This is a genomic window from Sphingomonas sp. SP3, from assembly GCF_058514305.1.
In genome coordinates, this window is the sequence record NZ_JBZSOE010000001.1 from 725,550 (window position 1) to 745,082 (window position 19,533).

A 19,533-nucleotide genomic window follows, 5' to 3' on the forward strand; every position below is an offset into this window, starting at 1 on the left:
ATTGGCGGGCGTGATAGCGGCGGGTTTCGGGGATGTGAAGTAGCCGCGCCGGACTAAATCAAAACGCCGGCCGATATGGCCTTCATTCCTCCGGCGGAGGCGGCGGCGGGACCCAATCCTCCTCGCGAACCTCGACCACGATCAGGGTCGCGATGTGAACGACGAGAAGCACGATCATTGCCACGACTCCGGCAACGTTGACCCCGAAGTACAAGGTTGCGAGCGCCACGACAAAACAGGCCAGGATCGCCCCTCGCGAGATCCACAAGGTCGTCGGCGCCGGACCCGCCAGCCAGAACCACATGACGCTGCCGCGGTGGCGGTAACGGAAGTCGACATAGCTGAAATGGATCAGACAGACGGCAATGACGATCGCCAGGCTGGCCACTTTTGAGTGCATCATGAGGTCCGGACTGGCACGCCTGTTTCGCTATCGCAACAAGGGTCGCATGCGCTTTGGCCGAAAGCTGGTTCGATTAGAAATGGTGCGTGCACAAAGCGAGCAGGAGGATGATCGGGATCGGGATGCCGATCAGCCACAGGAGGATGGAACGCATGCTTTACTCCTCTACATCCCCGCCGCCGCACAATCGTTGGCTGCCCGTATCGGTTCCCTCACCGAAAGCGTGCGCGCCCAAGTGAAATATTCGCGGCCCTCCTGACTCTTTGAAGCTCCTCGGGAATCTGAAGGGACAAGCTCGAATCGCGCAATTGCCTCCCGGCACTGTCGGGTGAGCGGCATTTTGTTTCGGGCGTAGGCGAAGAGAGCGAGACGGCAAAATGGCGACTAGCGCGAGCAAGATCCTTTCGCGGATCAAGGACGATGAGATCGACTGGATCGACCTCCGATTTACCGATCCGAAGGGCAAGTGGCAGCACCTGACGATGGCGTCGGCAGTCATCGACGACGATATGCTGACCGACGGCTTCATGTTCGACGGGAGCTCGATCGCCGGCTGGAAGGCCATCAACGAAAGCGACATGATCCTGAAGCCGGATCTCGACGCCGTTTACGTCGATCCGTTCAGCGCGACACCGATGCTCGTGCTGTTCTGCAACGTCGTCGAGCCGTCGACCGGAGAACTTTACGGCCGCGACCCGCGCTCGACCGCCAACCGCGCCGAGGCGTACCTTAAGTCGACCGGCGTCGGCGACACCGTGTTCGTCGGGCCGGAAGCCGAATTCTTCATGTTCGACGATGTCCGCTTCGAGGACGGCTACAGCGCGAGCGGCTTCAAGATCGACGATATCGAGCTGCCAACTAACACCATGCGCGAATATGACAGCGGCAACCTTGCCCACCGTCCGCGCGCCAAGGGTGGCTATTTCCCGGTCGCGCCGGTCGACAGCGCCATGGATATCCGCGGTGAGATGGTCGCCACGATGCTCGAGATGGGCCTGCCGATGGACAAGCACCATCACGAGGTGGCCGCTTCGCAACATGAGCTCGGCCTCACCTATGGCGGGCTGGTCGAGACCGCCGACCGAATGCAGATCTACAAGTATGTGGTTCACATGGTCGCGCATGCCTACGGCAAGACCGCGACCTTCATGCCCAAGCCCATCGCCAAGGATAACGGCTCGGGCATGCACACCCACATGTCGATCTGGAAGGGCGGCAAGCCCTTGTTCGCGGGGAACGGTTATGCCGGCCTCAGCGAGACCGCACTCTATTTCATTGGCGGCGTGATCAAGCACGCTCGCGCGCTGAACGCGTTCACCAACCCGACGACGAACAGCTACAAGCGCCTGGTCCCGGGCTTCGAAGCGCCGGTTCTGCTGGCTTATTCGAGCCGCAACCGCTCCGCTTCATGCCGCATTCCGTACGGCGCCGGCGAAAAGGCCAAGCGTGTCGAGTTCCGCTTCCCCGACGCGCTCGCCAATCCGTACCTCGCTTATTCGGCTTTGCTGATGGCCGGCCTCGACGGGATCCAGAACCGCATCCACCCGGGCGATCCGATGGACAAGAACCTCTATGACCTCCCGCCGCAGGAGCTCGTCAACGTTCCGACCGTGTGCGGATCGCTCCGCGAAGCGCTGGTCAATCTGCAGGAGGATCGCGCGTTCCTCACACGCGGGGACGTGTTTAGCGACGACCAGATCGACAGCTACATCGAGCTAAAATGGGAAGATGTGATGCGTTGGGAAACGACACCGAGCCCTGTCGAGTTCGACATGTATTATTCTGGATAATTTTGAGGTAACATCATCCTTTCGGGACGCCGATGGGGGGAACCCTCCCACCTTCCCTTTCCTCCCATCGGCATCATCCGCGGCAATTCGCCGAAAACTTACCTTTCGATAACCTTATGGGTCCATTCTGGACCTATGACGGCTGAGCCGACCGCGAACAGCTTCCGGTCCGCCGTGCTCTCCGGACGCGGCGGACGGCACGACGACCTGGTCGTGCGCGACAAGCACGGCCGAATCGACTCGTCAGCCGAAGGCCTCGTCGGCGTGCCGGTTCCGAGAGCGGAATCGCGCCGTGGCGATCAGCGCGACGGCGACCGCCACCGCCTTTCAAGCGAGCAAGCCGTCCTTCGTCATGCTGGTTCCGAACACGCGGTTGAACTGATCAATCTCTCCGGCGGCGGCGCGATGGTGTCCGGCCAGCTTGATCTGATGCTGTGGGACGCGGTTGGCCTGGTGCTGGGCGAGGGCGAAGAGCTCGAATGCGCGGTCCGCTGGATCAAGGGCAAGCGGGTGGGCCTCGAGTTTGCGCACGAGACCCAGATCCGCTGCGACGACCAAGGCCGCGACGCGCTGCTGCGGGCCGTGATCCAGAAGAGCTTCCCGGATGCGGTGATTAAACCGCTGAGGCATGACACGCCCGCGGAAGAAGAGGTCCTCGAAGAGGCCGAAAAGCGCCGCGCCGCGACCCGCCATCCGCTGATCTGGAGCGGAGTCGTCTATCACGACTATGATTCAGAGCCTGTGCGCATCCGCAACATCTCGGTGACCGGCGCGCTGGTTCAAGGCAGCTATGACTTGCCGGAAGGTGCGCTCGTGTTCCTCGATCTCGGACCGGCCGGAAATCTTGAGGCAACGGTCCGGTGGACCCGCGGCGGACAATCTGGTCTCGCGTTCAGCCAACCGTTCGACGTGCAAGAACTCGCCCGGTCGAAACCCAAGGTCACGGCAAACACCGCCACGTCGGAAACCGCCTTCGGCAACCAAGAGCCGTGGGCGCCCGGTTGGAAGCGCTCGACGATCGATCAAATGGCCCGTTCGCTCGGCGGCTAAGCTCGAACGTAGATCAGTCCCGCTTCGTCTTCCTTGATCCGCCGCCAGCCGGGCGACCGGTCGAGCAACGCCACCAGCTTCGTGTAACGACGCGGCAGGATCGCCCAGCGGAGATTCCAGCGCTTCACCGCAGCATCCAGAGACGCCGCATCGCCGTCAGTGATCCGCTTGTAATCGAACACCAAGGCATCGCCGTACATATCGCTACGTCCGTCGATGTACGGGCGCATTCCTGACAGAATGAGCGGACCGCCCATCGCATAGCCGTTGAGCACGGGCTGTGACCTGAGCTCGGGCGGGATTGCAGCGATCAGCCGCCAGGGATTGGCCTCGTTTTCCGGAACCGTGACCGGAAGAGACGCCCGCACGGCAGCAGCGAGCGCCACTGCGGCCGGCACGACCCAACCCGCCACCGAAGAACTCCTCTCGGCGCGTCTCGCGAAACCGCTCGGGACGATCATTGCCGCGACGATCGCAAGGATCGCCTGGTGCCTCACCTGAAACAAGGCGAGCATCAGCAGCGCGCCGAGCAGCAGCCACCTTATCGCGGGAAGTTTCGGGCGCTTGATCCACAGCAGGGCCAGCACCGCCGCGAGAACGACGAAGAAGATTGGCGTGACCAGCGGGCTGGAGGGCTTCCACTCGTCGATCAGGGGGAGCGTCTGCAGCCCCGCGACCCGAAAGGGATGAAGCACCCCGTCAACTCCGTTCGCATTGACGCATGAGGCGACAAGGCAGGCCAGCCCGAACAGCCCCCATTGTTTCAGGACCCTGGCCTTGTCCTCCGACCCGACAAGCGCCTCCAGCCCAAAGGCTCCGGCGATGGCGAGGCCCATCACCCAGCTGCCGTGAAGGTTCACCCAGACGACCATGAGCAAGGCCGCCGCGAGCGGCGGGGCACGGTCCTGCTCCCGCGTGCGCAGCATCAGCCAGGTCCAACCGGCGACCAACGGCCAGGCCAGGACATGCGGCCGCGCGAGCATCATGGGGATCAGCACCAGATCCATCGCAACGACCGAACCCGCCGCGACCCACGGCCGGACGTACCTAGTCGCGTTCAAGAAGACGAAGGCGTGCAGCGCCATCAGCGCCGCCGTCACCAGCGCCGCGACGCCGCTATAGCGCGCAATAGCGAAAGCGCCCGCCAGCAGCACTTCGGCAAACCACTCAAATGCCACCCACGGTTTGCCGCCCCAGGTAAACGAGAATGGGTCGGTGTGCGGGATGGCCTTGTGCGCGAAGATCCACTGGCCCGTCGCGATGTGCCAGCTGACGTCGCCGTCGTTGAAGATGGTGGCCGAGCTCCCGAGAACCATCGCGACAAACAGCGCCACGATCAGCGCGAGGTTGAAGCTCCGCCGCGAGGAATCGGCGGCGTCCATCAATCTTCCTCGATCAGGCTGCTGGTCTTTGTCTCGCGCATCCTGACGTAGGCAATCAGCGACATCGCGGCGAGGCCCGCGATGTAGATGTAGAACCAGCGCTCATGCCCGATGTTCTTGAGGTAGAGCGCCACATATTCCGCCGTGCCGCCGAAGATGGCGTTGGCGATCGCGAACGGCAGAGCCACGCCGAGCGCGCGAATGTCGGCCGGAAACATCTCGGCTTTGATGATCGCGTTGATCGAGGTGTAGCCGCTGACGATGATCAGGCTCGCCATCACAAGGGCGAAGGCGGTCATCACGTTGTTGGTCTGCTCAAGCGCGACGAAAATCGGGTAAGTGAACAGCGTCGCGCCAACGCCGAAAAAGATCATCAGCGGCTTTCGCCCGACCGCGTCGGAAATCCGACCGCCGATCGGCCCGATCACAAGCATCACCGTCAGCGCCACGGTCATGATCCGCGAGGCGGTCGCCTTGTCGAAGCCACTCGTGTTGGCGAGGAATTTCTGCATGTAGATGGTGTAGGCATAGAAGGCCGCGGTCCCGCCCGCGGTCAGCGCCATCACCAGGAATGCCTCGCGAGGATGGTCGCGGAACAGGTTGCCAACGGTCGAGCGGCGGCGGTCGGCCTTTGCCGCGACATTCTCGTAGCTCAGCGTTTCGTCGAGCCCGCGGCGGATGAAATAGACGACGATCGCCAGGACGGCGCCGGCAGCGAACCCGATCCGCCATCCCCACGCCTGCATCGCCTCGTCGCCGAGGAAGATCTGAAGCACCACCAGCAGCGCGAGCGCGGTCAGCTGGCCGCCGATGATCGTGACATATTGGAAGCTCGACCAGAAACCGCGCCGGTCGCGGTCGGCCATTTCGCTCAAATAGGTCGCGCTCGACCCATATTCGCCCCCGAGGCTCAGGCCCTGGATGATCCGCGCCAGCACCAGGATCGTCGGCGACAGCACCCCGGCGCTGGCATAGCTCGGCGCGCAGGCGATCATCAGCGATCCGATGCACATCAGCGACACCGACAGCATCAGGCCCGCCTTGCGGCCCTTATGATCGGCGTAGACGCCCATCGCCCAGGCGCCAATCGGCCGCATCACGAAGCCGACCGCGAAGATTGCCGCCGTATTCAGCAGCTGCGCGGTCGCATCGCCCTTGGGAAAGAAGATGTGGGCGAAATAAAGCGCGAAGGCCGAATAGACGTACCAGTCGAACCATTCGACCAGGTTGCCGGCGCTGCCCCCGACGATGTTGCTGAAGCGACTCCGCCGGGGGCGAGCGACGACGTCAGGCACGGGAGCGAGCCCGCTCCGCCGCGCCGCTGCCGTAGATGCCGTACAGCACTAGCCCGATGATCTGCGCGCAGACGAAGAAGATCTGCGTCCGGTTGGGCAGGCTGATGAACAGATAGATGCAGCCGAAGATGCCGATGACCGCGACAAGGGTGGCGGCGGGGGCGCGGAACTTGCGCACGGCATTGGGCTCGCGCTTGCGAAGGACCAGCATCGCCGCACACACCGCGATGAACGCCGCGAGTGTGCCGGCATTGGCCAGCGCCGCGATTGCGGTCAGCGGAATCAGCCCCGCGAAGATCGAGGTCACGATCGCCGTGAAGATAGTGATCCGGACCGGCGATCCGCGGCTCGACACCTTGGCCAACGACGGCGGCAGCAGGCCGTCGCGAGCAACAGTGAAGAAGATGCGGCTCTGGCCGAAGAAGAAGGCTAGGATGACCGTCGGCAACGCGATCACGGCGGACGCGCCGAGAATTCGCGCGGCCCATGGCTGGCCGATATCGCGCAGGATAAGCGCAAGTGGCTCGGCGCTGTCGGCAAAGCCCGAATAAGCGACCGCGCCGATCGCGGCGGCGGCGACCGCCATGTAGATGATGACACACACCACCATCGATCCGACGATGCCGATGGCAAGGTCGCGGCTCGGGTTCTTGGCCTCTTCCGCGGCCGTCGCGATCGCGTCGAACCCGTAGAAGGCGAAGAAGATGATCGCCGCCGCGGCCATCACGCCGACCTCGCTACCCGACGGGCCGCTGCGCGGGAAACCGTAGGGCATGAAAGGCTGGAAGTGGTCGGCGTTGAACACCGGCAGCGCAACCGCGATGAACAGGGCCAGCGCGGCGAGCTTGATCAGCACCAGGATGGCATTCAGCGTCGCGCTTTCACGCGTACCGGCGATCAGCAGGCCGGCCACGACCCAGATGATGAAGATCGCGGGGACATTGACGACCCCGCCCAGCTCCGGCCCCTGTATGAGGGAGTCGGGCAGGGCCATCCCGACCGATTTGAGGAAGCCGGCGGCGTAGCCGGACCAGCCGACCGCGACCGCGCTGACGACAAGAGTATATTCAAGGATCAGCGCGACCCCGATCATCCAGGCGATCAGCTCGCCGAACACAACGTAGGAATAAGTATAGGCCGATCCCGACGCCGGGATCATCGTCGCGACTTCGGCATAAGCGAGCGCGGCGCAGGCGCAGATCGCACCGGCAATGGCGAACGACAGGATGACGGCGGGACCGGCCTTGCCCGCGCCGACGCCGATCAGTGTCAGGATTCCGGTGCCGACGATCGCACCGACGCCGAGCGCGACGAGGTGCGGCCAGGAGAGGGTCTGCTTGAGGCGATGCTGTTCGGGCATGTCCTCGCGAGCGACTACGGGCTTGCGGAATTTCCAATTCTTCATGTTTAGGGCTCCCCCCTCCCCTCGGATTGGAGCCTAGCCGCGCGGACGCCGGTCGCGCAATGGCGTGAAGCTTATGGCTGCTTTCGACCCATTGCAGACATTACCTCGCGACGCGTGATCGCGCCTTGGCTCTCACTGCGAGTTCTCCGCACAAAACCTTTTCGCGTCATCCAAGAGAGCTTCGAGAACACGCCGCCCATCATCGTCCAGCGGCAATTCAACAGCGAGCGCGGCTCTCCGGATACGCTCCAGCTCTGGATATTTTGATGATGTACTCGTGAAGTCGTCCCAGTCCCACGCCCCGCCACCTCCCGTCAGAAAGTCCTCGAGCGACTTCACCGTGTATTGGCACTCATCGACAAATTTCATCGGACGGCCTCAGGCTAATAATCCTTGCTGACCCGGACGCTGGCACTGGTCCGGCCGATGGTCGAGACGGTCGACAGCAGGGATAACCAGCGCGTCATCTGATATTCGACCCGGGTCGCGGAATAGCCCTGCCCGTCGGTCACGACCTCCACGAACAATTTGCGCGTGATGTACTTGCCCGCTGCGATCGCCGTCTTCTGGCCGGTCGCGACGTCGGCCGGAACCACCCTCAGTCGATCGAGACCGACCGCGCGGCGAAGCGCATTGATCGGGTCGAGGCTGCCCGACCCCGACTGGAGCGCCGCCACGGCCGAAGCGAGCTGGAGCGCTTCCGGCGCGCTAAGGTTGGTTATCGAGGTTCCGAACAGAATCCGCGACAGCAACTCGTCCTGCGGCAGCGGCGGGGTACTGGCGAATGTGATCTCGGGCTTGAGCCCCGTGCCGGTGACGATCACGCTCGCATCAAGCCCCTGGACCTGCGCCGAGGCGTGGATGTCGAGCAAGGGATTGGGCGGGCTTTCACCGAGGAAGCGAATCGTGCCGCGGTCGAGCTTGAAGTTGCGCCCGGCAAAATCATAGTCGCCGCGAACGAGGTCGGCGCGCCCGGTGAAGCGCGGCGCGTCGGCCAGACCCCCAACCTGAAGCTTGGTCGTCCAGCGGCTGTTGATGCCCAGGCCAACGACCTGAAGGTCGCTTCCGGCAAGCTTGAAGTCGAGCTTCCACGGATGAAGGTCGGCAACCTCGATCACGTCTTCGGGGTCGAGATCGCTTTCGCGCACGTTGAGCTGCGGCACGGCAGCGGCGGAGCTTGCGCGGCCAAGCTGGAAGCGGCCCTTGTCGAGGTGCAGGTCGCCCGAAATCGTCCCGCCGTTGGCGTCTGACTTGATCTGCAACGGGCCCGTGACGCGCGCCGCCACATCGTCGCGGTTGAGCAGCAAGGCCTGCTTCGCGTTGAACGACAGGTTGAGCAGCGTTTTGCCGCCCGAGAAAGTGATCGAACCGCTCCCGGTCACCGAGCCGTTGCCGGACGTTGTTCCCGAAATCTGCGAAAAGATCAGCTGCGGTCCCGAGAAGCGCGCCTGACTCGAGACGTTGGTGAGCGACATGCCGGTGACGGCGCTTTCGAGACGCGCGTTTTGCGTCCGCAGCGACCCGTGGATTTGTGGGTCCGCCAGCCGCCCGCTGATGTCCGCGCCAACCGCAAGCGGGCCCGACATGTCGATGATCTCGCTGCCCGTCAGCCGCCACAAGGTGTCCGCCGGCCCGGTGTAGCGAAGCTGCGCGAACAGCGGTGCGTTGAGCAACTCAGCCATCAGCGGCCCGCCGCCGAGCGGCGCGAAGCGCGCCTGCGCCCGCCCGACGATTGCCCCGTCGCTTGCCGCCACTGCGCGCATCGCCGCCTGGTTGCCGTTGACGATCGCGGCAACGCCGACGTCGATCGGTTTGGACGACAGGACCAGTCCCGCGCGGCTCAGGCCGCGGACCTTGAGGTCGAGGCGGCCGCTGCGATTGCCCTTCCACGCATAATCGAGGCGGCCGGTGGCCGAGCCGCTAAGGTCAGTTCCGGGCCAGAACAGATCGATCACTTCAAGCGGCATGCCCATCAGCTGCGCGTGCACCTCGGGCCGGGAGCCGCTGCGGCCCGAGACAGTCGCGGTGCCGCCGGCAAAGCTCAGGTTCGTCGGCGCAAGCGACCAGCCATCGCCCTCGCGAGTGAGGACGGCGGCCTGGTTGAGCACCAGCGGCTGGCGCTCGATCCGCCCGCTTCCGGTCAGCCGGATCGTGTCGGGCGAAATGTCGGCCAAAGTCGAGAAGGCGAAGGCCGCGCCACGCCGACCGGCGAAGGCCGCGCGAACCTGCCCGACGCCATTGACCAGCTTGGCGTTGGCAGTGAGCCGCGCGAGCGACAAAGCTCCAGAAGAAATGCCGCGTGCGTCCACCGACCCATCGATGGTCGTGCGGTCGTCCGCGAGGATGATCGTCCCGTCGGCTCGTCCGCTTCGGACCGCAAATGCATCGGGGAAGTTGGCGTTGTTGGCCGTGAGGTGCGCGTCGATCCGCTGGTTGCCCGCCACCGGCGAGAAATCGAGCGTTCCGCCAAGCGTGCCATTGGCGAGGATCAGCCGCCCGCTAAACCCGCCCGGGTCGGAGCGGAGGCTGCCGCTCGCATGCGCGCCGCCGGCATCGAGCGAGGCGATCGCGATCACCGTTGGCGCATTGTGCGGGAGCAGGATCTGGCCAGCGCTGGTGAACGGCCCGAGCTTTGAGCCGCCGCTGGCCTTGTAATCGAAGCCCGCAGCCGTCGGCAGCAGCAGCAAATGCATCGCGCGGATGCCGAGCGCGTCGTTGGGGCGGTCGAGCAGCAGGTCGATGCGCGGCCGCTCGATATGGCCGTCGAGCACCAGCTTCACCGGGCCGTATTTCGCCTGCCGTCCGGAAGCCGTGATGTGGAACGTGCCGTCCTTGAAGCGCATCCCCCCGCCCGACAGCCTCAGCTTGGGCGAATAGATTTGCAGGTTGGAGAAGTGGACGATCCCGTCGTTACCGCGCTCGAGGTTGGTGGTAAGCGACGGCAGGCCGCCGGTAAGGTCGCGGAAAAAGCTGTTGTCCAGCCGCCGGACCCAGGCCTTGGCGGTGCCGACGACATGGCTGCCCTTGTTGTTCGGGCCAGGTTCGACGTGCAGGTCGGTGACGACGTCGACGATGCCAAGGCCCGGAATCAGGTAGCGCTGCATCGCACCGGACAGGCTGACCTCGAACCGGCCGGTAACGAGGTCGATGAGGAGCGCGATCTTGCCGTTCCACTTGGCGCTGGTGAGCTTGAGGCCGTCGCCGCGGACGAGCTTCGGCGTGATCGCGAGCCACCCTTCGATCCTCGGGTTGGCGAGCATTGCACCGGCGACATCGCCGACCCCGGTGATCGCGCGCGCAGACAGCCGGATCGGCACGCGCATCGGCCACGGCGTCAGGCGTCCGCGACCTTCGGCATGAAGACCGGTGAAGCCGGTGTTGTCGAACTGCACGAACTCGGACGTCAGCCGGTAAGAATAGTCGGCGGTCGAAAAAGGCCCGTTCAAGGTCCACACCATCCGCACGCTTCGCCCGGACATGTTGCGGAACAGGGCCGGCGGCTTGATCAGGTCGATCCCCAGCCGAAGCGCCTTGAACTCATTGTTGGCGAGGTCGAGCCCGCCGCGCGCGACCGCGCGTAGCTCGGGCGACCCAATCGAGAACTGGCCGTCGAGAATCCGGTTCTTGAGCGTCCCATCGCCGCGAATGTCGACGACCGGCGTCGTCAGCCGCTGGAACTTCCCGGTCAGGAACTGAGCCGGCGCCCATCTGCCCTGAAGCCGATAGCGGCCGCTGTCCACGCCGAGCGCAAGACGGGCCGTCGGACGCCCGGATAGGTCGAGCTTCGCCGCGCCGCGCCAGCGCGACCAGCTGCCCTTGCCCCCAATCTCCAGGTTCATCGCCCGCTTCGTGCCGATCATCGCCGGGACCAGGCCGTTGGCCGGTGCAATCACCCGCGCGAACAGGTCGAACTTGTCGCGGTCAGGCTCGGCATCGAGGTGGAAGGTGATGTCGTCGCCGCCATTGTTGATGAGCGCCTTGAGCTCGACCAGCGCGCGACCCGAATGAATGTCCGCCTTGCCGATGAGGCGGCCGCTACGCGGCTGGCCGCCAACCGCCTTGCCAATGTCGAGCCGGTCGATCCTTAGCTCGCCGACGTGGATGTCGAAGCCGGGCAGGATCGGCCCCTTCTTGGTGCTCGGCTTGAGCTTGGGCAGCCGGATCAGGCTGACGCGCTCGGCCGTCACGCTGTCGATCGACAGCTTGTTGTAGAGCCAGGCGCCCGGCGCCCAGTCGAGCTTGATGTTGGGCGAGGTCAGGAACACGCCCTTGGTGTCCGACACCGTGACGTTGCGCAGCTGCGACTTGCCGAAAATCGACCCGTCGATCCGACCGATGCGGATGTTGAGCCCCGATGCTGTCTCGAACTTGCCCAACCGGTCGACGATGAAACGGTGGCCAGGGGCGGTGTCGAGCAACACCAGGGCGACGGCGAGCACGAACAGCAGCGCGACGAACAACGCGAACAGCTCGTTGAGCAGCCGCCGCGGCCAATCCTGCCTTAACCGGCGCGGCGGCGGAGGCTCGGAGCCGCTGGTGACGACCGCCGCCTCGGCCATTGCTAGAAGGCCTGCCCGAGCGAGACGGTCACCGCGACCGGCCCGTCGCCCTTCTCACGGTTCAACGGAACGCCGACATCGATGCGGATCGGCCCGAAGCTCGAATAATAGCGGACCCCGAGCCCGGCAGCGAAGTGCCAGTCCTTGAAGTCAGGCAGCGCCTCGGTGGTCAGCGATCCCCCGTCGAAGAAGGGTACTACGCCAAAATTCCCGCCGAACTGCTTGAGCCGGATGCGCGCCTCGAGCGCAAATTCGGCGAGCCCACGCCCGCCGATCGGGTCGCCATCGACGTCCTTCGGTCCCAGGCGCTGGTAGCCATAGCCCCGCACCGATCCGCCGCCGCCCGAATAGAAGCGCCGCGATGGCGCGATATCGTAGACCCCGGCGCCGAGGATGGTGCCGAGCCGCACCCGGCCGGCCGCGACGACATTGTCGCTGATCGGGTGGTAGGCGCTCGCATCGAACTGGGTGCGGGCATAAGTGAATTGGCCGCCGTGGGCGGAGATCTCGGGGCTGATGCGACCGCTCAGGCGAAATCCGCGCGTCGGGTCGAGCAGGCTATCGCTGCCGTCATAGCCAAGGCTGAGCGGCGCGGCGGCGATCAGGAAGGTCCGCGTGTCCTTGACGCCGGCATCGCTGAATACCCCGCGCTCATCGGTCGCGAGAAGCTCGGCCCCGTAGGTCCAGGTCCATTTCTTCTGCCAGATGAAATTGCTCTGCCGCTCGATGTTGCCGGCAAGCAGTACGGTTCTCGCTTCGTAGGCGTCGAAATTCTGGTGTGACGCGGTCGCCTGCAGGTTGAGGGTCTGATCGCGCCGCATGAAATTGGACCGGCGGAATTGCACGCCGAACAATTGCTCGGCGGTGCCCGCCACCCCGCGCAAGGTGAGCGCGCCTTCAGGATTGAAGAAATTGCGATCGGTCCAGCTCGCTTCGAGGCGAGCACCCTGCCCCGTCCCGTAACCCAGTTCCCCGGCGATCGTGTGCGAGGGGGCAGGCTCGAGCCGAACGTTGAGGTCAACGGTCCGCCCGTCGTCTCTCGGCACAACTTGGATGTCGGCATTGGCCACCAGGGTGGTCGCGATCAGCGCGCGCCTGAGGTCGTCGACCTTGGATCGCTTGAATGCATCGCCCGCCTTGAACCTGGCGATGGTCGCGACGTGGCGGCTACTGAAGGGCGGCTTGCCGCTGACCGTGATCTTGCCGAAATGCGCGACCGGGCCCGGGTCGACCGGCAGGCTGAGGGTCGCGAGATGCGTCTGGTGATTGATCTCGATGTCCTGCTCGCCGACCCTCGCGCCGGCGAAACCTTCCTCGCCCAGCTTTCGAGTGAGCTCGAGGCCGCCGGCGATGATGTCCTGCGCAATCACCGGGTCGCCGGCCTTCACCGCGAAGGCATCGCGCAGCTTCGCGGCGTCCTCGCCGGCCGCTTCCAGCCCGGGCAGTTCTACGGACGCGAAGCGGTACTGCGTTCCCGGATCGGCAGCCAGGATGACGCGCAGCTGAGACCCTGCGGCCTCCGTCCGCGCCTCCACGGTCGCGTCATAGTAGCCCTGGCTTCGGAGCAATTCGGTCAAAAGATCCGCATCGGCGCTCGAACGCCGTCCGATTTGCGCCGCGTTGGCGGGGTCCTTGCGGTCCGCCTGGAGAGCGGATTGCTGGCGAAAGGCCTTCAGCAGGTCTTCGGAATTGCCGATCGCGGCCAGCCCTTCGACTTCGACCGTGTAGCGGATTTCGTTATTCTCGTCGGTCACGGCCGATGCCGCGGCCTGACCCTTGGGACCGGCCGGTTGGGTCAGTGGGGGCTCGGCGTCCTTGGCGTTGAGGTCGGGCCAGTCAACGCCGAGGTCGGGCATCGGCGCGAGCGGAGCCGACGGATCGAGCTCGGCCGCATCCGGCGGTGGCGAAGGCGGTGGCTGCGCGTCTTGCGCGAACGCGGGCGCGCCCGCCAATGCAGCCGAGGCGGCCGCGCATAGCAGCCGCGCGGCAATCGCCCGTGAACCCCGCCCGCTCATTCGGTTACCAGCCTTAGCCAGCACTCCTGAACGGCGCCAGTATCAATGCGCCGGTTCGCTGGTGTTGCGCGCCGGGCTTATCTTTTCGCGAAATCAGAAACTTAGTGGACGGTGCCGACGACCTCGTCGCAGCTCAGTGTTGCGATCACGCGCTCGATCTGCCGCCAGTGGCAAAAGTGCGCCACATTGCCGATGTCGCGGCTGCGTTCGGCACGCGCCGCCGCCTCATAGGCAGCGTCGTCGCCGAAGCGCTCGATCAGGTCGGCTGCATCGGCAAGGGCGCCGCGGCCATGGATGAACAGGCTCTCCATGGCAAAGCATGTACATCGCAGCCTGTTTCGCGACTGCCGACAAATGTCGTCAACGGCTCGTTGACCATCTTTTCGGGAGGCTGGCGCTGACGTCCCTCCTTTGGCATTGCGCGCTTCATGCAGCGACCGAGCGCCAAAGCCGGGGGATGTTTCCTCACCCTGTTCATCCTGGCGGGCTTCGTCGCCGGCTTGGCGATCGATAATCCGATGAAGGGTGTCTTGGCCGGCACGGCGTTCGGCGCGTTCGCCGCCCTACTCCTATGGTTGGTCGACCGGCGCCGCGCCGGCTAGACGATCTTTCGTCCCGACCAGATCACGCGGCCGATGCAATTAATGTCATTCAACTCGCAATCGGGCCAGTCCGGGTAGGCGGGATTATCCGACTGGATCGTCACCCGGCGCCCGAGCGGATTGAGGGCAATGCGCTTGACCACCAACGCATCGTCAATGCGCAGCACGTAGATGCCGTCCCGAAGGCGCTCCATGCAGTCACCAAGGTCGACAAGAATGTCGTCTCCGGCATTCAGGGTCGGTGTCATGGAATCGCCTTCGACCCGGACGATCGACAGTTTTGACGGCCCACTCGACGTCAGTGCCTTCAACCAGCGCTCGTCGAACGCGAAATAAGGCTTCCCCAGTTCCTCGGTGACCAGTGATCCCGGACCCGCCGAAACCATGACAGGGTGCCGCTTGACGCTGAGTAGTCCCGCCGCCTCGCTCGGCTCCTCCGGCGGGCCCCCAAGCAGCGATTCAGAGATTGAAAAGTAACGCGCGAGCTTGCGCCTTTCATCTTCCTTCAGGCGCTTGGGGACACCGCGGCGGACGAACTGCTGGATGTAGGCAGGATTTCGACCGAGCATTCGCGACAGGCCCGCAAAATCTTCGCCACGCTCGGCACACAGACGCTCAATTAATAGGCGCGGATCCGAAAGCATTAACGTCCTTTTAGTGATAGGTAAGTGCCTAGACAAGTAGGAATTCGCTTGGAATTTAAGCGGTTGCCGAGTCGCTTGAGACTATAAGGACGCAACTCGTGAATTTGCTCAGAGAAGTAGAAAAATTTCTTCGTCAAAATGACACAGCTCCGACCCGCTTCGGTCGGGAAGTGGTTGGAGATCCAAGGTTTGTGTTTGATCTGCGCAACGGCCGCCGATCCCCGGCCCCGGACTATCGCGCGCGTCCGCGCCTATCTGGAGGCGCTGCAATGATCAAAATCGCGATGTCGCACGCGGCCTCGGCATTTATCCGAGCCCTGATCGGGCGTGCCCGAGTGCCTCGTGATAGGATTTTACTTACCGAAGCTCATTCGGTCGATTGGCGCTCGCTGACGTTCAACGGCGAGCGGCATCAGATCGAAATGCGCGTACCCGGCCCAGACGCGCGAGCGGTCGTCGATCGCATCTGCGACCGGCTGGAGGATGCCGAGTGCAGCATCCCAGGCCAATATGTTGCTGACATTGCGGTGCTGGGGGCACCCAAACGGGCACTCGACGGCTCGATCAGCCTGACGATCGAAGCGTTGACGGTAACCGCCGACTAACGAAGCGAACGGCGGAGGTCCGCCAGGGCCTCGAACAGCGCCTCAGACGCGTCGGGGGACGGGGATTGGGAGGTCCCCCCGTTGAGGTGCCGGTCGATCCGGGCCTGCATCTGGCCTGGCGTCGGCATTGCAGCCCGATCGAACAGCCGAACGACCCGCGAGTCCGGAGAAACGCCGGGAAGGACATCGTCGAGCATCAACGGTTCTTCGACGACAGGAACGAAGCGGTCGGCTTCGGTGAGCTCAAGAACTTGAAGAGCGTCAGTCTCAACCGGCTCGATTTTCAAAATGTCGAATACCGGCTGGGCAAAGGGCTTGGCGCCACCTTCCAACAGCCGGACGAGCTTCTGGCCCGCGATGAATCCGATGATGGATGCGATTGTGGCCACAGTGATGAAGCCGGGCGGCGTCGTAAAGCCTGACGCAACTTTATAGACCGCGAAGCCCAGCGCTGCCGCCAGCGCAGCAGCAGCCGCCGCGCCAACAAGCGTCTCGATCCTTTGAACCCCACTCGCCATGCGTGCGGCGGATAATCCAAATTCCTTGCTAGTCGGTTTAGAGCCGCAACGTCCCTAAGCGGGAAGCTCGCTTGGATGGCGGATTTCCGTCACTTCCGGCGCATTCTCGATCAGGTCGATTATCGCATTCGTGAACGCTTCCACGTCCTGCGGATTGCGGCTGGTGACGATATTGCCGTCGGTGACCGCGGCTTCGTCGATCACATTCGCGCCGGCATTGCGCAGGTCGGTGCGGATCGAGGGCCAGCTCGTCGCGGTCTTGCCGCGCAGCAGGTCGGCTTCGACCAGGAGCCACGGGCCGTGGCAGATCGCGCCAATCGGCTTGCCCTGCCCGTCAAAGTCCTTGATCAGCTGGATCGCCCCGGCGTTCATGCGCAACTGATCGGGGTTTCTAACTCCGCCGGGTAGGATCAGGGCATCGAAATCGTCGACATTGGCTTGATCGACCGTCAACTGAGGGCGGATCGTCTTGCCGGGATCGTCATGGACGGTCGCCTGGATCGGGTCGAGCTTGGGTGAGGCAAGCACGACCTCGGCCCCGCGCTTCCGAAGGATTTCGAGCGGGCCAAACAGCTCCCATTCCTCAAAACCGTCAGTCGCGACGATGAGGATTCTGGATTCGGGAATCAGCGGCATTACTAATCTCCTTCGCGTGACCTCAGGAACCTGCCCGCCGCTCGCTCGTCTATGCGCCTCGATGAGTCGAGTGAAGCGTAACGCGCCATGCTGAGGCACAGCAGCGACAGCGAGCCGGGATACACGCGCAAGCGGCAGGGCCGGTACTGGGCATATTTCGACGGCGACAAGCGCGTGACCGATCGCGACACGATCGACCGGCTGAACTCGATCGCACTGCCGCCGGCCTACAAGGACGCTTGGTTCTGCAAGGATCCGGACGGTCACCTACAGGCGACCGGGATCGATGACCGGGGACGCAAGCAGTATCGCTATCATCCAGAATTTCGCGCCAAGCGAGAACTCTCCAAGTTCGCCGGCCTTGCCGAATTCGGGATGGAGCTCCCGAAGATCCGGCGGAAGGTCGACAAGGATTTGAAGAAGCGCGCGCTCAGCCGGGACAAGGTCGTGGCCGCGGTCATCCGCCTCCTCGACGAGGAATATCTTCGCGTCGGTAATCGCGAATACGCAAAGGAGAACAAAAGCTTCGGCGCGACCACTCTACTCAGCCGCCAGGTTCACGACGACGGCCGCAAGGTGAAGATGAGATTTAAGGGGAAGAGCGGCGTGATGCACGAAGTGACGATCAGTGACCGCACCTTGAGGCGTGTCGTTCGGCAGCTGCAGGAGCTGCCGGGCCAGCAGTTGTTCCAATATATCAACGGCGATGCCAACCCCCACCCGATCAACTCGAACGAGGTGAACGATTACATCCGCGAGGCCACAGGCAGCGATTTTACTGCCAAGCATTTCCGTACCTGGGGCGCGACCGTCCTGGCGTTCGAACAGATGCTCGACAAGGCCGAGAACGCGCGGATCAGCGTCAACACGATGATCGAACCGGTCGCCGAAGCGCTCGGCAACACCGTCGCGATGAGCCGCAAGGCCTATGTCCACCCGGCGCTGATCGCAGCGGTCAAGGACGACCCGCGCGATCCCTTGAAGGGCCTTGAGCGGCCGCGCGCGCGCAAATGGCTGTCTGCCTGCGAGGTTGCGCTGATCCCCTTCCTCAAGAAAGTCGCAAGGAAGGCCAAGCGAAGCGCCGCTTGATTGCCGCTCTATCGCCCGCCAAGACGTTGCTGATGGGGGATCGCCTCGTAAGCTGGTTCGACGCCAACCGGGACGGGCTGCTGCTCGGGATCGCCGTCGGCGCGCTGATCGTCGCGGTCATGCTGGTGCTGAGAAGCATCGGCCAGGCGTTGGTGAAGCGCGATCCGCATGGCCTCGGCTGGCGCACGGTGATCGGCCGGGTGTTTGCCAAGACCAGCCTCGCCTTCATGGTCCTCGCCGCGGCCGACGTCGTCTCAACCTACGCCGACCTTCCCCACAAGGCAGCGCGGCTCATCGATATCGGCTTCGTCATCGCCTTCGCCCTCCAGGGCGCGGTGTGGGGCCGCGAGCTGATCCTCGGCATGATCGGCCGCCGCGTCGCCGAGGAGAACGGATCCGGCGCGCTGTCGAACGCGATGGCGATCATCCGCGTGCTGATCAGCGTCGCCTTGTTCGCGATCGCGGGGATCCTGATCCTGGACAATCTCGGCGTGAACGTCACCGCGCTGGTCGCCGGTCTCGGCATTGGCGGCATCGCGATCGGCCTTGCCGCGCAGGGCATTTTTTCCGACCTGTTCGCGGCGCTTGCTATCCTCTTCGACAAGCCATTCAAGCGCGGCGACACCATCCGCTACGACAACAGTACGGGGACGGTGGAGAGGATCGGGCTTAAGACGACGCGGCTTAGGTCGATGACCGGCGAGCAGCTGATCATGTCCAACACCAAGCTGCTGGAACGCGAAATCCACAATCTCGCGCAGGCAAAGGCGCGGCGGATCACCGTTTATCTCGCCATCGGCGGCAAGGCGTCGGCCAAGTCGATCGACGCGGTTAGCGCCGCGGCCGCCGATGCAGTCGCGGCGCGAAAGGGCTGCACACTCGTGCGCTGCGCGCTGTCCGGAGCAGGCAGCGACGCGCTCACCTACGACCTCGTCTATGATGATTCGAGCCGCGACCCCGACGCGCTGGCAAGCAACCGCGCCGCGATCCTGCGCTCACTGATCGAGATGCTCGAGCCGAAGAAGCTGGTACTGGCCCGGGCGTCGGACCAGCCGACCGCGCCCCTGCCTTTCTGATGCCGCTTGCCAGTCTCGACGAAATCCGCGGCAAAATCGGTCATGAAATCGGCGTATCCTCATGGATCCATGTGGATCAGGCGCGGATCGACGCCTTTGCCGACGCCACCGACGACCGCCAGTTCATCCACGTCGACCCGGATGCGGCTGCGCAGACGCCGTTCGGCGGCACCATCGCGCATGGCTTCCTCACCTTGTCGCTCCTGTCGCGCATGGGCGCGGAGGTGATGTTCCTGCCTGAAAGCAGCAAAGTCGTCGTGAATTATGGGGTGGACCGGCTGCGCTTCCTCGCGCCTGTCCGCGCCGGCAGCCGCGTTCGCGGCCGCTTCATCCTTGACTCAGTCGAGGAGAAAGCGCCCGGACAGCTGCTGATGCGCCATATTGTCACCGTCGAGATCGAGGGCGAAGAGAAGCCCGCGCTTAGTGCCGAATGGCTGGGGTTGGTGTTCGCTTGAGGAGAGTTT

Annotated in this window: 19 protein-coding genes; 8 read left to right on the top strand and 11 right to left on the bottom strand. The window is 64.1% G+C overall.

The window, feature by feature from the left end:
* Window positions 1–82: 82 nt before the first annotated feature.
* Entirely contained in the window at window positions 83–403 is a 321-nt protein-coding gene (locus AC4K8G_RS03855) for a hypothetical protein (RefSeq protein WP_491732854.1), read from the bottom strand.
* Between AC4K8G_RS03855 and AC4K8G_RS03860 the strand changes: the two genes are divergently transcribed.
* The 3 genes from AC4K8G_RS03860 to AC4K8G_RS03870 all read left to right on the top strand — a co-directional run bounded on the left by AC4K8G_RS03860 (window position 402) and on the right by AC4K8G_RS03870 (window position 3,243).
* The gene (locus tag AC4K8G_RS03860) at window positions 402–662 is read left to right on the top strand and encodes a hypothetical protein (protein ID WP_491732855.1); all 261 of its coding nucleotides are present in this window, start codon (window positions 402–404) and stop codon (window positions 660–662) included. The genes AC4K8G_RS03855 and AC4K8G_RS03860 overlap by 2 nt on opposite strands.
* A gap of 118 nt (window positions 663–780) precedes the next feature.
* Complete coding sequence (gene glnA / locus AC4K8G_RS03865; protein WP_491732856.1) at window positions 781–2,193, top strand: type I glutamate--ammonia ligase; 1,413 nt, start codon at window positions 781–783, stop codon at window positions 2,191–2,193.
* A gap of 135 nt (window positions 2,194–2,328) precedes the next feature.
* Entirely contained in the window at window positions 2,329–3,243 is a 915-nt protein-coding gene (locus AC4K8G_RS03870; RefSeq protein WP_491732857.1) for a PilZ domain-containing protein, read from the top strand.
* On the opposite strand, the gene AC4K8G_RS03875 is transcribed toward AC4K8G_RS03870, so the two are convergent.
* The 7 genes from AC4K8G_RS03875 to AC4K8G_RS03905 all read right to left on the bottom strand — a co-directional run bounded on the left by AC4K8G_RS03875 (window position 3,240) and on the right by AC4K8G_RS03905 (window position 14,210).
* Window positions 3,240–4,625 carry a hypothetical protein gene (locus AC4K8G_RS03875; RefSeq protein WP_491732858.1) on the bottom strand — a complete coding sequence of 462 codons (1,386 nt, stop codon included), beginning with the start codon at window positions 4,623–4,625 and terminating at the stop codon, window positions 3,240–3,242. The genes AC4K8G_RS03870 and AC4K8G_RS03875 overlap by 4 nt on opposite strands.
* Complete coding sequence (locus AC4K8G_RS03880; protein WP_491732859.1) at window positions 4,625–5,920, bottom strand: MFS transporter; 1,296 nt, start codon at window positions 5,918–5,920, stop codon at window positions 4,625–4,627. Before AC4K8G_RS03880 ends, AC4K8G_RS03875 begins: the two co-directional genes overlap by 1 nt.
* On the bottom strand, window positions 5,913–7,325 hold the full coding sequence (locus AC4K8G_RS03885) for an amino acid permease (RefSeq protein WP_491732860.1): 1,413 nt from the start codon (window positions 7,323–7,325) through the stop codon (window positions 5,913–5,915). The genes AC4K8G_RS03880 and AC4K8G_RS03885 overlap by 8 nt, the downstream gene beginning before the upstream one ends.
* Before the next feature lie 132 nt (window positions 7,326–7,457).
* Window positions 7,458–7,694, bottom strand: coding sequence for a hypothetical protein (locus AC4K8G_RS03890; RefSeq protein ID WP_491732861.1), 237 nt, complete (start codon window positions 7,692–7,694; stop codon window positions 7,458–7,460).
* Between the two features lie 14 nt (window positions 7,695–7,708).
* On the bottom strand, window positions 7,709–11,884 hold the full coding sequence (locus tag AC4K8G_RS03895; RefSeq protein ID WP_491732862.1) for a translocation/assembly module TamB domain-containing protein: 4,176 nt from the start codon (window positions 11,882–11,884) through the stop codon (window positions 7,709–7,711).
* Between the two features lie 2 nt (window positions 11,885–11,886).
* A complete protein-coding gene (locus AC4K8G_RS03900) occupies window positions 11,887–13,899 on the bottom strand; it encodes an autotransporter assembly complex protein TamA (RefSeq protein ID WP_491732863.1) in 2,013 nt (670 codons plus the stop codon).
* Between the two features lie 101 nt (window positions 13,900–14,000).
* Window positions 14,001–14,210: a hypothetical protein gene (locus AC4K8G_RS03905; protein ID WP_491732864.1), complete on the bottom strand. Its 210-nt coding sequence runs from the start codon at window positions 14,208–14,210 to the stop codon at window positions 14,001–14,003.
* Between the two features lie 117 nt (window positions 14,211–14,327).
* On the opposite strand from AC4K8G_RS03905, the gene AC4K8G_RS03910 reads away from it, so the two are divergent.
* A complete protein-coding gene (locus AC4K8G_RS03910) occupies window positions 14,328–14,501 on the top strand; it encodes a hypothetical protein (protein WP_491732865.1) in 174 nt (57 codons plus the stop codon).
* On the opposite strand, the gene AC4K8G_RS03915 is transcribed toward AC4K8G_RS03910, so the two are convergent.
* On the bottom strand, window positions 14,498–15,145 hold the full coding sequence (locus AC4K8G_RS03915; RefSeq protein WP_491732866.1) for a S24 family peptidase: 648 nt from the start codon (window positions 15,143–15,145) through the stop codon (window positions 14,498–14,500). The two genes, AC4K8G_RS03910 and AC4K8G_RS03915, sit on opposite strands and share 4 nt — an antisense overlap.
* Window positions 15,146–15,480: 335 nt before the next feature.
* On the opposite strand from AC4K8G_RS03915, the gene AC4K8G_RS03920 reads away from it, so the two are divergent.
* Entirely contained in the window at window positions 15,481–15,750 is a 270-nt protein-coding gene (locus AC4K8G_RS03920; protein WP_491732867.1) for a hypothetical protein, read from the top strand.
* Here AC4K8G_RS03920 and AC4K8G_RS03925 read toward each other — a convergent pair.
* Window positions 15,747–16,268, bottom strand: coding sequence for a hypothetical protein (locus AC4K8G_RS03925; protein WP_491732868.1), 522 nt, complete (start codon window positions 16,266–16,268; stop codon window positions 15,747–15,749). The two genes, AC4K8G_RS03920 and AC4K8G_RS03925, sit on opposite strands and share 4 nt — an antisense overlap.
* Window positions 16,269–16,322: 54 nt before the next feature.
* Window positions 16,323–16,904: a DJ-1/PfpI/YhbO family deglycase/protease gene (locus tag AC4K8G_RS03930; protein ID WP_491732869.1), complete on the bottom strand. Its 582-nt coding sequence runs from the start codon at window positions 16,902–16,904 to the stop codon at window positions 16,323–16,325.
* An 87-nt stretch (window positions 16,905–16,991) separates the two neighbouring features.
* Between AC4K8G_RS03930 and AC4K8G_RS03935 the strand changes: the two genes are divergently transcribed.
* The 3 genes from AC4K8G_RS03935 to AC4K8G_RS03945 are packed head-to-tail and all read left to right on the top strand — an operon-like array spanning window position 16,992 to window position 19,524.
* Window positions 16,992–17,993, top strand: a complete 1,002-nt coding sequence (locus AC4K8G_RS03935) for a DNA topoisomerase IB (RefSeq protein ID WP_491732870.1) — start codon at window positions 16,992–16,994, stop codon at window positions 17,991–17,993.
* A 32-nt stretch (window positions 17,994–18,025) separates the two neighbouring features.
* Window positions 18,026–19,069 carry a mechanosensitive ion channel family protein gene (locus tag AC4K8G_RS03940; RefSeq protein ID WP_491732871.1) on the top strand — a complete coding sequence of 348 codons (1,044 nt, stop codon included), beginning with the start codon at window positions 18,026–18,028 and terminating at the stop codon, window positions 19,067–19,069.
* Complete coding sequence (locus tag AC4K8G_RS03945) at window positions 19,069–19,524, top strand: MaoC family dehydratase (RefSeq protein ID WP_491732872.1); 456 nt, start codon at window positions 19,069–19,071, stop codon at window positions 19,522–19,524. Before AC4K8G_RS03940 ends, AC4K8G_RS03945 begins: the two co-directional genes overlap by 1 nt.
* Window positions 19,525–19,533: the final 9 nt, after the last annotated feature.

Excerpts from the sequence above, each read along its gene's own strand:
- AC4K8G_RS03860 (WP_491732855.1), top strand. The coding sequence starts at position 402 with ATGAGGTCCGGACTGGCACGCCTGTTTCGCTATCGCAACAAGGGTCGC.
- AC4K8G_RS03855 (WP_491732854.1), bottom strand. The coding sequence starts at position 403 with ATGATGCACTCAAAAGTGGCCAGCCTGGCGATCGTCATTGCCGTCTGT.
- glnA (WP_491732856.1), top strand. The coding sequence starts at position 781 with ATGGCGACTAGCGCGAGCAAGATCCTTTCGCGGATCAAGGACGATGAG.
- AC4K8G_RS03870 (WP_491732857.1), top strand. The coding sequence starts at position 2,329 with ATGACGGCTGAGCCGACCGCGAACAGCTTCCGGTCCGCCGTGCTCTCC.
- AC4K8G_RS03875 (WP_491732858.1), bottom strand. The coding sequence starts at position 4,625 with ATGGACGCCGCCGATTCCTCGCGGCGGAGCTTCAACCTCGCGCTGATC.
- AC4K8G_RS03885 (WP_491732860.1), bottom strand. The coding sequence starts at position 7,325 with ATGAAGAATTGGAAATTCCGCAAGCCCGTAGTCGCTCGCGAGGACATG.
- AC4K8G_RS03890 (WP_491732861.1), bottom strand. The coding sequence starts at position 7,694 with ATGAAATTTGTCGATGAGTGCCAATACACGGTGAAGTCGCTCGAGGAC.
- AC4K8G_RS03895 (WP_491732862.1), bottom strand. The coding sequence starts at position 11,884 with ATGGCCGAGGCGGCGGTCGTCACCAGCGGCTCCGAGCCTCCGCCGCCG.
- AC4K8G_RS03900 (WP_491732863.1), bottom strand. The coding sequence starts at position 13,899 with ATGAGCGGGCGGGGTTCACGGGCGATTGCCGCGCGGCTGCTATGCGCG.
- AC4K8G_RS03905 (WP_491732864.1), bottom strand. The coding sequence starts at position 14,210 with ATGGAGAGCCTGTTCATCCATGGCCGCGGCGCCCTTGCCGATGCAGCC.
- AC4K8G_RS03910 (WP_491732865.1), top strand. The coding sequence starts at position 14,328 with ATGCAGCGACCGAGCGCCAAAGCCGGGGGATGTTTCCTCACCCTGTTC.
- AC4K8G_RS03915 (WP_491732866.1), bottom strand. The coding sequence starts at position 15,145 with ATGCTTTCGGATCCGCGCCTATTAATTGAGCGTCTGTGTGCCGAGCGT.
- AC4K8G_RS03925 (WP_491732868.1), bottom strand. The coding sequence starts at position 16,268 with ATGGCGAGTGGGGTTCAAAGGATCGAGACGCTTGTTGGCGCGGCGGCT.
- AC4K8G_RS03930 (WP_491732869.1), bottom strand. The coding sequence starts at position 16,904 with ATGCCGCTGATTCCCGAATCCAGAATCCTCATCGTCGCGACTGACGGT.
- AC4K8G_RS03935 (WP_491732870.1), top strand. The coding sequence starts at position 16,992 with ATGCTGAGGCACAGCAGCGACAGCGAGCCGGGATACACGCGCAAGCGG.
- AC4K8G_RS03940 (WP_491732871.1), top strand. The coding sequence starts at position 18,026 with ATGGGGGATCGCCTCGTAAGCTGGTTCGACGCCAACCGGGACGGGCTG.
- AC4K8G_RS03945 (WP_491732872.1), top strand. The coding sequence starts at position 19,069 with ATGCCGCTTGCCAGTCTCGACGAAATCCGCGGCAAAATCGGTCATGAA.